Source organism: Nocardiopsis sp. RV163, assembly GCF_001029525.1.
GTDB lineage: Bacteria > Actinomycetota > Actinomycetes > Streptosporangiales > Streptosporangiaceae > Nocardiopsis > Nocardiopsis dassonvillei.
On record NZ_LEKI01000016.1, the window covers coordinates 1 to 13,352 of the forward strand.

General features: G+C 72.3%; 7 protein-coding genes, 1 pseudogene and 1 riboswitch. Of the genes and pseudogenes, 4 read left to right on the forward strand and 4 right to left on the reverse strand.

Features of this window, described 5'->3' with window-relative positions:
* A pseudogene (locus tag ABD54_RS05060) lies at positions 1-564 on the forward strand (DUF3558 domain-containing protein); the annotation flags it as partial.
* Positions 565-835: 271 nt separating this feature from the next.
* Here the strand turns inward: ABD54_RS05060 and metE are convergent.
* On the reverse strand, positions 836-3,136 hold the full coding sequence (gene metE / locus ABD54_RS05065; RefSeq protein WP_047868260.1) for a 5-methyltetrahydropteroyltriglutamate--homocysteine S-methyltransferase: 2,301 nt from the start codon (positions 3,134-3,136) through the stop codon (positions 836-838).
* A gap of 165 nt (positions 3,137-3,301) precedes the next feature.
* Positions 3,302-3,465, reverse strand: a riboswitch (cobalamin riboswitch).
* 276 nt (positions 3,466-3,741) lie between these two features.
* On the opposite strand from metE, the gene ABD54_RS05070 reads away from it, so the two are divergent.
* Positions 3,742-5,310, forward strand: a complete 1,569-nt coding sequence (locus ABD54_RS05070) for a polysaccharide deacetylase family protein (protein ID WP_047868261.1) — start codon at positions 3,742-3,744, stop codon at positions 5,308-5,310.
* 279 nt (positions 5,311-5,589) lie between these two features.
* Positions 5,590-7,149: a polysaccharide deacetylase family protein gene (locus ABD54_RS05075; RefSeq protein WP_047868262.1), complete on the forward strand. Its 1,560-nt coding sequence runs from the start codon at positions 5,590-5,592 to the stop codon at positions 7,147-7,149.
* A 163-nt stretch (positions 7,150-7,312) separates the two neighbouring features.
* On the opposite strand, the gene ABD54_RS05080 is transcribed toward ABD54_RS05075, so the two are convergent.
* The 3 genes from ABD54_RS05080 to ABD54_RS05090 form a co-directional block, all read right to left on the reverse strand.
* Positions 7,313-8,473 (reverse strand): quinone-dependent dihydroorotate dehydrogenase, encoded by a 1,161-nt coding sequence (locus ABD54_RS05080; protein WP_047868263.1) that lies wholly within the window; start codon positions 8,471-8,473, stop codon positions 7,313-7,315.
* The gene (locus tag ABD54_RS05085; RefSeq protein WP_047868264.1) at positions 8,470-9,396 is read right to left on the reverse strand and encodes a proteasome assembly chaperone family protein; all 927 of its coding nucleotides are present in this window, start codon (positions 9,394-9,396) and stop codon (positions 8,470-8,472) included. Before ABD54_RS05085 ends, ABD54_RS05080 begins: the two co-directional genes overlap by 4 nt.
* Positions 9,397-9,753: 357 nt before the next feature.
* The gene (locus tag ABD54_RS05090) at positions 9,754-11,505 is read right to left on the reverse strand and encodes an ABC-ATPase domain-containing protein (RefSeq protein WP_047868265.1); all 1,752 of its coding nucleotides are present in this window, start codon (positions 11,503-11,505) and stop codon (positions 9,754-9,756) included.
* A gap of 542 nt (positions 11,506-12,047) precedes the next feature.
* Between ABD54_RS05090 and ABD54_RS05095 the strand changes: the two genes are divergently transcribed.
* Entirely contained in the window at positions 12,048-13,286 is a 1,239-nt protein-coding gene (locus tag ABD54_RS05095; protein WP_327136513.1) for a nucleotide disphospho-sugar-binding domain-containing protein, read from the forward strand.
* Positions 13,287-13,352: the final 66 nt, after the last annotated feature.

Consider the following 13,352-nt stretch of genomic DNA (forward strand, 5'->3'; position numbering starts at 1 on the left):
GCCCCCGCGGGCGAGCCCCCCTACGCCGTCCCCGCCGAGCCCTGCGAGGCCTTCACCGACCAGGTGCTCTCCGACTTCCTGATCCAGGACGAGGGCGACAAGTACGTCCAGGACAACAACTCCTACTGCGAGAGCCTCGAAGGCGCCGCCCCGGAGGGCAACCCCTCCGAGAGCTACGCGATGTTCGAGATCAGCTACCAGGTCCCCTACTCCGCCGCCGACTCCGTCGAGGCCGCCACCAGCGACTTCCAGACCGCGGTGCAGGAGCTCAGGGGCGAGGGTGACTACAACACCTTCTACGACGCCGCGAACGTGGAGGAGGACAAGGAGGTGGACCTCGGCGACGAGGCCCAGTACGTCCTCACCAAGTACGACTTCCTGGGTGAGGACATCCCCGAGGCCACGCTGGTGGTCCGCAGCGCCAACCTCAACATCCGGGTCCAGTACCAGATGCACCCGCCCTTCACCGAGGACGCCTCCGCAGAGGACCTGGTCATGCCCGACAACGTCGAGGAGATCATGCTCAACGCCGGCGCGGAGGCGCTGGCCCTGGTCGGCGCCTGAGGCGGCTGACCGGACACGGTACGAGGGGGCCGCGGCGTTCGCCGCGGCCCCCTCCCGCGTTTCAGCCTCCTGGGGACTCTTTTTGAATCGGCCTCAGCTTGTGGGGGCCGGCTCGGGCGCCCACGGGGTTCTGGAGGGGCTGGAGGTGAGGCTGCGAGGAACGAGCCGTCTCACCGGAGGCGCCACTGTGCCTGCTTCAACCCGATTCCCGTTCCCCGGGCGCCCGGGCACGGACCGAAGCGAAGCGGAGGTCCAAAAAACACCGCAGGGCTCACGCCAGGTCGGCCCGCACCCGGCGGGCCGCCTCGACCATGTTGCGCAGGGCCTGTTCGGCCTCGGCGTAACCGCGCGTCTTGAGGCCGCAGTCGGGGTTCACCCACAGGTTCCGGGCGTCGATGTGCGCGACCGCCAGCCGCAGCGCCCCCTCGATCTCCTCCACCGAGGGCACACGCGGGGAGTGGATGTCGTACACGCCCGGGCCGATCCCGCGCCTGTAACCCCGCTCACCCAGGTCCCGCACCAGCTCCATGCGCGAGCGTGCGGCCTCCACGCTGGTGACGTCGGCGTCCAGCGCCTCGATGCCGCCGACGATCAGCCCGAACTCGGAGTAGCACATGTGCGTGTGGACGGTCGTGGAGGGCGACACCCCCGACGTGGCCAGGCGGAAGGAACCCACCGCCCAGTCCAGGTACCGCGCCCGGTGCTCCGAGCGCAGCGGCAGCAGTTCGCGCAGGGCCGCCTCGTCCACCTGGATGTGGCGGATCCCGGCGCGCTCCAGGTCGGCGACCTCGTCGCGCAGAGCCAGGGCCACCTGGCGGGCGGTCTCGCCCAGCGGCTGGTCGGTGCGCACGAACGACCAGGCGAGCATGGTGACCGGACCGGTCAGCATCCCCTTGACCGGCTTGTCGGTGAGCGACTGGGCGTAGGTGGTCCACTCGACCGTCATCGGCGCCGGGCGCGAGACGTCGCCGAACAGGATCGGCGGGCGCACGCACCGCGAACCGTAGGACTGCACCCAGCCGTTCTCGGTGGTGGCGTAGCCCTCCAACTGCTCGGCGAAGTACTGGACCATGTCGTTGCGCTCGGGCTCGCCGTGCACGAGCACGTCCAGGCCGATCTCCTCCTGGAGCGCGACGACGCGGTCGATCTCCTCGCGCAGGACGGCCTTGTAGGCGTCCTCGGCCAGTTCCCCCCTGCGGTGCGCGGCGCGGGCGCGGCGCAGCTCGGCGGTCTGGGGGAAGGAACCGATGGTGGTCGTGGTGAGCGGGGTCTCGGCGGGCCTGCCGCGCTCCCGCGGGCGCTCGTAGGCGTCCGGGCCCAGGGCGTCGAGGCGTGCGCGCACGCGCGCGTCGGTGAACGCGGGGGGACGGACGCCGCCGCGTCCGGTGTACTCGGCCTCGGCCCCCTCGGACAGCACGCGGCCGAGCAGGGCCGTCTCCCGGGCCTTCTGCCGGGCGAAGGCCAGGGCGGCGCGCAGCTCGGGGTCCAGGGAGGTCTCGGAGTCCAGGTCCAGGGGCACGTGCAGCAGGGAGCAGGAGGTGCTCACGGTCAGCTCGTCGGTGAGGGCGAGCAGGGTGCCGAGCGCGGCGACGGCGGCCGGGATGTCGGTGCGCCAGACGTTGCGCCCCTCCACCACGCCCGCGACCAGGCGGGTGGCGCCCAGGCCGGAGATCCGCACCAGGTCGTCCACGCCCTCGTCGTCGGTGACCAGGTCCAGGCCGACCGCCTCGACCGCGGACTCCTTGAGGACCCGCAGCGCCGCGGAGCCGATGGAGCCGAAGTAGGTGGACACCAGCAGGGAGGGCCGGTCGGTGACCGCGCCCAGGCGCTGGTAGGCGAACTCCAGGTGGCCGACGGCGGCGCGGCCCTCATCGGTGGCCAGGATCGGCTCGTCCAACTGGACCTCGGTGGCGCCCGCGGCCCGCAGGTCGCCGAGCAGCTGGGCGTAGGCGTCCAGGAGCTGGTCGAGCAGCCGGACGGGTTCCCAGCCCTCGGGGGCGCCGTCGGCGGGCTTGGCCAGCAGCAGGAAGGTGAGCGGGCCGACCAGGACCGGGCGGGTGTGGAAGCCCGCCTCGGCGGCCTCGCGGAACTCGGCGACGGGCTTGTCGCCCACCAGGCGGGGACGGGTGCCGGGCGAGAGCTCGGGGACCAGGTAGTGGTAGTTCGTGTCGAACCACTTGGTCATCTCCAGCGGAGGGGCGCCCTGCTCGCCGCGGGCGAGCGCGAAGTAGCGGCGCAGCTCCTCCTCGCGGTCCGGCGCCGCGGCGGGCGGGGCGAAGCGGGAGGGGACCAGGTCGAACAGGACCGCGGTGTCCAGCACGTGGTCGTAGTAGGAGAACGTGTTGGAGGGGATGTCGTCGACACCGGCCTCGCGCAGTTGGGCGTAGACGCCCAGGCGCAGGCCGGCGGCGACCTCGTCCAGTTCCCGGGCGGTGGTGCGGCCCCTCCAGTGGGACTCGCAGGCGCGCTTGAGCTCGCGGTCGGGGCCGATGCGCGGGTAGCCGTGCACCGTCGAGCGCACGGAGGGGCGTGGTCCGCCCGGGGCCGCGGAAGGCGCGGGGGTCGTGGTCATCAGCTTCTCTCCCTCGTCGAAAGCCGGGTACCGGCCTCGGGGAGGAGAAGAGGGGCGTGCACGCCGACGGACGCGCCGCGGGCGCGCACCGGACCTGCCACCGCCTCCGGCCCTCCCTCGGGGCGCGGGACCACCGGCGCCGCGGGCGCGTCGCCGGGTGGAGGCAGGTCTTCGGACTCGGGGGCGCGGGCGGTGCGGACACCGCTCCTCCTACTGGCCGCCGCTTCCCGGTTTCCGGTCTCGGCGACCGGCACTACCAGTGCCCATGGCGACGTTCGTTCCCCCATACCGCTGCGGGGCAGTCCCGGACTCGCACCGGGTTCCCTCTTGCGACATGGTTCCGCCCCGTTCGTTCCGGGGCGGACCCGGGACGCGGGGGTGGATCATGTACCTTCCACGGCTGCAAGTATAGGGAGGCCCCCTTCGCCCCTGTACCCGGCGTGCGGCCCCATGCGCCCGGCCAGGACGGTGAGAACCCCCGTCCTCAGGTCGGCGTCACACACGAAGTCAAGCGTTGCGCGGGTGAGCCCTCTCTGCTCCCCGCGGACGTTCGTCTGAGCGATGAACGTGGAGATTCCCTCGTGAATAAGCAGTCCCGCCTGGCCATGGCACCGGACCACCCCCTGATCACGGTCGTGGTAGCCCTGGCGTTCCTGGCGGGCATGGTGTTGTTGGCCACCAGCTCCTCCGGGGAGCCCGAGCCCGGGCCGCGGACGCGGGCAGCGCCGCTCTCCGAGAGCGAGCCGCCGCCCCCGGCCTCAGGCGAGCCCGACGGGCTCACCGAGGTGGACCCGGCCGCCGTGTCGGGCGTGGAGGAGGCCGGACTTCCCTACGACGGGGAGATCTCCGTCTCGGTGACCTACCCGGTGATACCCAACGCCGAGCCGCTGGCCGACTTCCTCGAGCGTGAGCTGACCGACGAGGTGCGCGCCTTCGAGGCGGCCAACCCCGGCGCGGTCTCCTTCGAGGCGGGATGGAACCTGACCGCGGCGCGCGACGGCCTGCTGGGGGTCCGCGTGACCCGCGTGGAGACCGACTCCGAGGGGTCCCGGGAGGGTTACACCACCTACTGGTACGACACAGAGACCGCGGCGCACCACCCCTCGGCGGCGCTGGTCGGCGGCCAGGAGCAGTTGGAGGAGCTCAACGGCCTGGTGCGCGGCGCCGTCGGGAGCGGGGAGGGCGGGGAGGGCCCGGCGGACCCCGACGTCATCCACCCGATCGGCTCCCTGTACGACTCGGTGGGCTTCAACCCCGACGGGGACCTGGTCGTGGAGTTCGACGCCGGGCAGGTCGCCCCGGCGCAGGAGGGCCGAACGCGCGCGGTGGTCCCCGCCGGTGAGGTCGAAGGGCTGCTGTCCGAACTGGGCCTGCGCGTGCGCGACGCCGCGACCGTGGGCGTGGACGACTTCTCCATCGCCGCCCCGCCCCGGGCCGACAAGGACGGCCGGGAGGAGGGCGCCGTGCCCGGGCAGGTGCCCGCGGTGGACCCCGGAGTCGACTGCTCCGACCCCGACACGAAGTGCGTGGCGCTGACCTACGACGACGGCCCCGGCGAACGCACCCCCGAACTGCTGGACGCCCTCGCCGAGTACGACGCGCGGGCCACGTTCTTCGTCACCGGCAACCCCGTCATGGAGCACCCGCACACGGTGCGGCGCGCCTACGCCGAGGGGCACGAGATCGCCAACCACACCCTGAACCACCCCGACCTGGCCGGTCTGGGCGCGGGAGGGGTGCGCGCGGACCTGGACGTCGTGCAGGCGCTGGTGTACCGCGAGACGGGCTACACCATGGACCTCATGCGTCCGCCCTACGGCTCGTCCGACGAGGGCGTGGCCTCGGTGACCGCGGACATGGGCCTGGCCCAGATCCTGTGGAGCGTGGACACCCTCGACTGGAAGGACCGCGAGGCCCCGGTGATCCACGACCGGGTACTGGAGGGCGCTTCGGAGGGGGCGATCATCCTCATGCACGACATCCACGGCACCACCGTCGACGCCTCCCGCACGGCGATCCGGGAACTGCACGATCAGGGGTACACCATGGTCACGGTGTCCCAACTGCTGGGGACCACGACCCCCGGCGAGACCTACGTGGACGGGGTCCCCGACGCCCCGGAGGAGAGCGCCGAGCCCTCAGAGGGGGCCGAGGAGGCTTCCGAAGGGGTCTGAGGGCGCGGCGTCACGGCGCGGCGGGCTCTCCGGGTGAGGATGGTCCCGGGAGGGCTTCGGGGCCGCGGCCGGTGGGACACACTGGGCGCGGAGCCGTGTGAGGGCGCCGGGCGGTGCCGGTAGGGCGCCCCGCAGGGGCGTTGCCGGTCTCCGGTGCGTCGCCCGTCCCGGGGCGGTGACCACATGTGGTCACCGCCCCGGGACGGGCGGGGGCGTCCCCTATGTTGCTCCCAGCAACAGCCGTGTTGGCCACCCGCTGAGGGATGAGGGAGTCCGGTGTTGTCGTCGACTCGAGTCCACCCGAACGAGGCCGTCCCCTGCCGCGGGGCCGGAGGGAACCGGCAGTGGGAGCGCAGAGCCCGGTGGCCCGGGGCGGCACTGGCCGCGTTGGTCCTGCCCCTGGCCGCGTGCGGCACCGGGGGGATCACCTCCTGGGGCGGTGAGGACCCGGAACTGATCACGGTGGTGGCGGCGGAGCCGGGGGACGGGGTCACCGAGTGGCGCGGGGACGCCTCCGACTTCGGGGACCACCCGTACAGGCCCGAGGGGCTCACGATCGACGTCGCCTACCCCGTGTTCGCGGGCGCCGACGCCTTCGCCGAGGACTTGGCCGCCCGGGTGGACCAGGAGGTGCGCGACTACCGGGGCGCAAGCCGGGACCCGGTGAACCTGGGCGTCGACTGGGAAGTGGTCGCCGCCGGGAACGGGGTTCTGGGCGTGCGCTTGGTGCGCACCGAGGAGGACTTCCACGGGCTGCGCAAGGGGTACGGGACGTACTGGTACGACACGTCCACCGGCCACACCGCCTACTCCACGGAGCTACTGGCCGACGACGCGGCGCTCCGGGAGCTCAACGGGATCGTCCGGGCCTCGTTCGCCGACGAGGAGGCGGTGGACGCGGGGGTGCTGCACCCGGTGATGCGCACCTACGACTCGATGGGGTTCAACGCCGACGGGGACCTGGTGGTGGAGTTCGACGACGGGGACCTGTCCCCGGCCGTGGAGGGTCACACACCGTCCTCGGCACCGGGGCGGATGGTCGCGGTGGTGCCCGCCGAGGAGGCCGAGCCCCTGCTGTCCGGCCTAGGCGAGCGGGCGCGGGAAGCCGCCATGGCGGAGGAGCCCGTGCTGACCGTGGAGGCTCCCGACGGCGAGCCGCCGGCCGAGCCTCGGGTGCCGGGGGTGGTCTCGGCGGGAGACCCCGACCTGGACTGCGCCGAGGCCAAGTGCATCGCGCTGACCTTCGACGACGGACCGGTCGCGACGACTCCGCGGCTGCTGGACCTGCTGGCGGAGGAGGAGGTGGCGGCCACCTTCTTCCTCAACGGCAACCCGGCGCTGACCCGGCCCGGCGTCACGCGTCAGATCTACGCGGAGGGGCACGAGATCGGGAGCCACAACCACCTGCACGAGCGCATGCCCGAGTCCTTCGAGGGCGAGGAGCTGGTCCACCAGGTGGCCGCGGTGGGCGCGATGGTGCGCCGCCAGACGGGGCACACCGTGGAACTGTTCCGGCCGCCGTTCGGCGACAGCTCGCCCGAGGTGCTGGAGGAGATCGGACGCCAGGGCATGGCCGAGATCCTGTGGAGCCAGGACAGTGAGGACTGGACCGGCATGAGCCGCGACGAGGTCGTGGAGAGCGTGGTGGGCGGGGCCCGGCCAGGGGGCGTGGTGCTGCTGCACGACACCCTGGAACCGACCCTGGCCGCGGTCCCCGAGATCATCGAGCGGCTGCGGGCCGACGGGTACGAGTTCGCGACCGTCAGCCAGGTCTACGAAGGGCCGGAGGCCGGTGAGAGCTACCCGCCCGAGGGGCTGTCCGCGCCCGCCGGTTCCTGAGGTCCGGGGAGGACCGGTACGCGCGTCGGCGGCCGGTGGGGTGTCCACCGGCCGCCGCGTACGCGCGGTGGCGCCGCGCCCCTCGGCGGTGGATGCGGCCCCGGGCGGCGGGCCGCGACCGCCTCGTCGGTGCCGGGTCCGCGTGCGGGCTCCGGGTGCGGGCTCAGCCCCCGGTGGTGGCCGCGGCGGGGTCCGACCCATGACCGCCGTCGGCAGCCGGGGCGGGGACATCGGCTCCGATGACCTCGTTGATGGAGCGGTGGCCGGAGGCCCGCACCAGCCGGGCGAGGCCGCGGTTGATCCGGCGGGGCCAGAGGGGGCCGCCGTAGATGAGACCGGTGTAGCCCTGCACGAGGCTGGCCCCCGCGCGGATACGGAACCAGGCGTCCAGGGGCGTCTCGATGCCGCCGACGGCGATCAGGGTGACCCGGTCGCCCACGCGGGCGCGCAGGCGGCGCAGTACCTCCAGGGAGCGCCGTTTGAGGGGGGCGCCGGACAGGCCGCCCGCACCGGCCGCCTCCACCTGCTCGGCGGGGGTGGACAGACCCTCGCGGGAGATGGTGGTGTTGGTGGCGATGACGCCGTCGAGCCCCTCGGCCAGCGCGAGGTCGGCGACGGCGTCGACGTCCTCGTCGGCGAGGTCGGGGGCGATCTTCACCAGGAGCGGCAGGTCCGGGCGACCGGCCTCGGCCAGGGCCTCGCGCACTGCGGCCAGGAGCGGGCGCAACTGCTCCACGCCCTGGAGGTTGCGCAGTCCGGGGGTGTTGGGCGAACTGACGTTGACCACCAGGTAGTCGGCGTAGCGGGCCAGGCGCCGGGCGCTGAGGGCGTAGTCGGCGGGGGCCTCCTCCTCGGGCGTGACCTTGGTCTTTCCGATGTTGACGCCGAGCACGGGACGGCGGCCGCCGCGCCGGTGGTGGAGGCGTTCGGCGACCAGTGCCGACCCCTCGTTGTTGAAGCCCATGCGGTTGACGATCGCGCGGTCGGCCACCAGCCGGGACAGGCGCGGCCGGGGGTTGCCCGGCTGGGGCTGGGCGGTGACGGTGCCCACCTCCACGAAGCCGAAGCCGAGCGCGGCCAGCCCGGAGGGGCTCTGCGCGTTCTTGTCGAAACCGGCCGCGAGCCCCAGCGGGCCGGGGAACTCCTGCCCGAGGGCGTGCACGGTCAGCTCCGGCTCGCGGGGCCCGAGCACCCCGTTCATGGCGGAGGCCACGGCGGGCAGGGAGGTCACGCCGCGCAGGGCGGCGAAGCTGAGCCTGTGGACCTTCTCCGCGTCCATGCGGCGCAGGACCGAGCGGAAGAGCATCTGGTAGAACACGGTCATCCGTTTCCGTCGCCCTCGCGCTCGGCGAGGAAGCGTTCGAGTTCGGCGCCGAGCTCGTCGGCGGTGGGCAGCTGGGCGTCGTCGTCGGCCAGCGGGAGCGTGGGACGCTCCTGGGGGTCGGTCCGCGAGGACATGATGTCGTCGTACTGGCGCTCCAGGTTGGTCACGACGCGCTGGATCTCCTCGGAGGCCATGACCTGTTCGGCGATGTCGACGTCGGTCGCCGCGGCGACCTCCTCCATGTCCGTGGTGGTCAGGGCCAGGCCGGTGGCCCCGGCCACGTACTCGGCGGCGGCGATGGCCGCGCGCGGGTACTGGGCCTGGGCCAGGTAGCTGGGCACGTGGACGGCGTAGCCCACGAAGTCGTGGCCGCGCTCGCCGAGCCGGTACTCCAGCAGTGAGGTGGCGCTGCCGGGCACCTCGACGCGGCCGATCCACGGGGTGTGCCCCTCGACCAGCTCGGGGCGGGTGGAGTGCGGGGTGACCGTGACCGGCCGGGTGTGCGGGACCGCCATGGGGATGCCGTGGACGCTGACGGAGAGCGTGACGGAGAAGTGGTCGACGAGGCTGCCCACGGCGGCGGCGAAGGCCTCCCACTCGCGGTCGGGCTCCGGGCCGTGCAGGACCAGGAAGGGGGCGCCCTCGTCGTCGTGCATCCGGTACAGGGCGATCTTGGGCGCGTCGTAGGCGGTCCAGGTGTTCTCGACGAAGGTCATCGTCGGGCGGCGCGAGCGGTAGTCCACGAGGCGGTCGACGTCGAAGGTCGCGACCTCCTCCGCGGTGAACCGGTCGAACAGCGACGTGAACATCTGGCGCCCGGCGTGTCCGGCGTCCACGAAGCCGTCCAGACAGACCAGCATCGCCAGTCCGGCGACATCCTCGAAGCCTGGGTGGAGTTCGTACAGATCTGCGGAGTCACGCACCGGGTTCTCGTCTCCAAAACTGGTCGGGGTCACAGGGTCGCGCTCACGCGGCGGCCGGAGACCGGGGTACGGCCGGGAGAGCCCGATTCGCACCGCCTGGGAGGCTGTGCCCTGCTTCTCCAGAATACCGACCCACCAGCCCGCCGACTGAGCCGCGCGAGGACGCTCGCGCCCCACGGCGCCACCGCCGCCGGTCGGCGCGGGATGAGGACCCCGACCGGCTGAGCCGCGCGAGGACGCTCATCCACACCCCTACCAACCCCGACCGGCGGAGGGAGCTTCCTGCAACCGGGGCGTGAGAGGACCGCCACACCCCGGCCCTGCCCGCACCCCGACGGTTCACTGCGGGTCGGCGGCTCAGCGCGGGTCGGCCACCAGCAGCGAGCGCAACCGGTTGAGGACGGCGGCGACCTCGAAGCGGCGGGGCAGGGCGTAGTCGCCGCCGAAGTCGGAGCCCAAAAGGGTGACGCCCTTTCTGTCCAGGGCCTCCTCCAGGGAGTCGAGCGCCTGGGCGAGCGTACGGTCGCCGTCCAGGTGGCGTCCGGCGACCAGCTCGCGCAGGGCCAGTCCGGCGCCGGTGATCTGTCCGGGGTCGACGAACTGCTCCACCGCGCGCACGTCGACGTCGTGGTCGCCGAACACGAGCACGTCCATGTCGCGGCGCTTGATCCGGCCACGGCCCCGCGAGGTGCTGTCGTCCACGGAGGCGGGGTCGACCACGCGGGGGCGCGGCAGGGCGAACTCCGCGTCCACGCGCTCGTGGGCGAGCTCGCGGGCCCGTGCGGTGACGTCGTGCGGGTGGTAGGCGTCGAGCAGGATGACGTGGTCGGCGACGTCGAAGTAGTCGCCGCTGCCGCCCATGACCAGGACGGTGGACACCCCGTGGTCGCGGCGCAGGGGCCGGACGAGGTCGATGAAGGGGACCAGGGGTTCCCGGTCGCCGTGCACGAGGGCCTGCATGCGCTCGTCGCGGATCATCAGGTTGGTGGCGGTGGAGTCCTCGTCGACCAGCAGCGTGCGCGACCCCGCCTCGACCGCCTCGCAGATGTTGGCCGCCTGCGAGGTGGACCCGGAGGCGTTCTCGGTGCGGAAGTCGCTCGTGTCGGCGCCGGTGGGGAGGTTGCGCACGAAGGCGCTCACGTCCACGCGTTCGACCCTGCGGCCCTCCTCCGCGCGGATCTTGACGGCGTCGTCCCTGGTCACCACCAGTTCGCGGCCGTCGCCGGGAACGTGGTCGTAGACACCGCGCTCCAGGGCGTGCAGCAGGGTGGACTTGCCGTGGAAGCCGCCGCCGACGATGAGGGTGATGCCCTCGGGGACGCCCATGCCGCTCACCGTGCCCCGGTGCGGCAGGTCGACGCTGACCCGCAGGCCCTCGGGGGAGGCGAAGGGCACCGCGCCGCCGGTCATGGGTTCGTCGCTGACACCGCTGCGCCGGGGCAGCACGGCGCCGTCCGCGACGAAGGCCACCAGGCGTCTCTCCTCCAGTCGGGATCGCAGGGCGACCGTGTCGGCGACGCTGTCGGCGAACGCCGCGGCCTCCGCGGCGTCGACCTCCTCCCAGTCCAGGTCGTCCACCAGGCCGGGCAGCGTACGGCACAGCTCCCGCTCGGCGGTGCGGCCGTCGATGCGGCGGCCGTGGCCGGGCAGGTCGATGCCGATGCGCAGGTCGATGCCGCCGTCGGTGAGCTGGCAGGAGGAGCGTTCGATCACCTCCTGGCCGCCGGTGTCGATCCTGAGCAGCGATCCGCGCAGGAGCCGGCGGGCGCGCCGCCCCAGGTAGTCGGCGGTGGCGCGGCGGCGCACCGGGTCGCCCCAGGCGCTCTCGGGGACGCCGGCGTCCGGAATGAGCACGCGCACCCGCGAGGGGGGTGCGAAGGGGTCGGCCTGGACCCGCTGCACGGCCAGGGTGAAGTCGCCGAAGTCCCAGTCCCCCTTGAGGGACTTGTAGCGGCCGTAGGAGGCGCCGTCCATGCGCAGGAGTTCCCCGGAGAGCCGGGCCCCGTCGCGGACGCCGCGGATCGGCTCGGACTCGGGCCCGCGCCCGCCGCCGCGGCCTCCGCCGCCCCCGTACCGGCGCCCCTGGCCGCCCCCGTACCGTCCCGTCATCGCTGTCCCCCAGACGTCTGTTTCCTCTGTTCCAGCCAGGTTAGGCGTTGGGCGGATCCGCCGCAGGGGGCCTGTGGACAGCCGCACCGGGCGCTCCGGTCGTCGCCCGCCCGGACGAGAACAGGGGGATCGGCGCGCCCCGGACGCCGCGGGCCCGCCCGACGCCCGGGCGGCGCGCCCGCGCGGACATCCGGCGTCCCGGCGGGGGCACGCTGAAGCCGCCACGCGGTAACAAGCGCGCAACATGACCGCAGAAAAGCGAAAACACGAATCCGACACTTCTCTTCGTGGTCGAAATACTGCAAGAAGTGACAGCAGAACGTGAACCCACCGATTCCTCCGCCCCGAGGACGGAAAACCTTCACCAGGGAACACGCACGGTCCCGACAGAACACCCCCGCTCCACGCCTTCCCCACCTGGCCCTCCAAAACATGAGACTTTTAGTGTGATCCGCGTCACATTTGACGCTTATATTCGCCGATGCTACTTTCGTGTTCGTCCCATAAATTTTGCTTAGGTGCGTTTACTGGTGCGCGTTATATTGTTCGCCCCCGAGACATTCAACCTCGCGGAGACAACCCGGTCCATCGAGGTGGCGAAGCACCTCCGCGGAAAATATGAATGCATCTTTTCCGGGTATTCCGAAAGATACTCGGCCCTCATTGAAGAGGCCGGGTTCACGTTTCACCGCCTGGCCCCCGCGCTGACCGACGAAGACGCGGACCAACTGATCCTCGTCGATCAGGGGAAGGCGGTCCGGCACCCCTTCACCACCGCGATGCTCCGCACCCGCGTCACCAGTGAACTCGCCCTCATCAGCGCGCTCCGCCCGGCGGCGGTCGTGATCGGCACGACGCTCAGCCAGTTCGTCTCCGCCCGTGCCGCCGGCGTGCCGCTCGTCTACGTCAAGCCCTTCGCCTACAGCTGGCCCCACATCCTCCAGACCCGGTCGCTGCCGCTCGTCGAAGGGGGCGGACCGCTCCCCCGGGCTGTCAACACCGGCGCCGCCGCCCTCCTGCGGGGAGCCGCCCGGATGACCACCTACAAGCCCGCGGCCTTCCGGGCGGTCGCGCGCGAGCACGGAGTCAGGCTGCCCGGTCGCACCATCCAGGCGCTCGACGCCGACCTCAACCTGATCACCTCCCTCTCCTGCTACCTGCGCCCCTACCGGATGCCCGCGAACTACCGTCTGGTCGGCCCGGTCTTCGCCCGGCTCGACCGGGAGGTCCCTCCGGACGTTGTCCGCGTCGCCGAGGCCTCGGCGAGGGCGAAACGCCCGGTGGTCTACTTCGCCATGGGCAGTTCGGGGAACCGGGAGTTAGTGCTCCGGGTCCTCACCGAGCTCTCCCGGATGCCCGTCACCGTCATCGCCCCCGTCGCCCCCTACCTGAAGGAGAGCGACCTCCCCGAGGTCGCGGACAACATCCACGTGCGCGGCCTTCTCCCCGCGCACCTGCTCGGCGACCTCATCGACGCCTCCGTGATCCACGGGGGCGAGGGAACCGTGCAGACAGCGGTCACGACCGGAAAACCCTTCGTCGGAATCGGCCTGCAGATGGAGCAGCGGTGGAACGTGGCGGACTGCGTCCGCTTCGGAAGCGCCGTTTACATCTCACCCCGGGACGTTTCCGGAACCTCTTTCGAAAATGCCGTGGAGAAGGTCCTCGCAGACCCCTACACCCGCTCCCGCGCCCGGGACCTCCGCGGACTCCTCTCCGGAGTCGACGGGGCGGCAGCAGCAGCGGAACACATTCACGAACACGTGTCTCAGAAGCCGTGAAGAACGACTTGGAGCCCCCATGAGTCACACGAGTAACATGAGTACCGATCTGCTCAAAACAGTCGC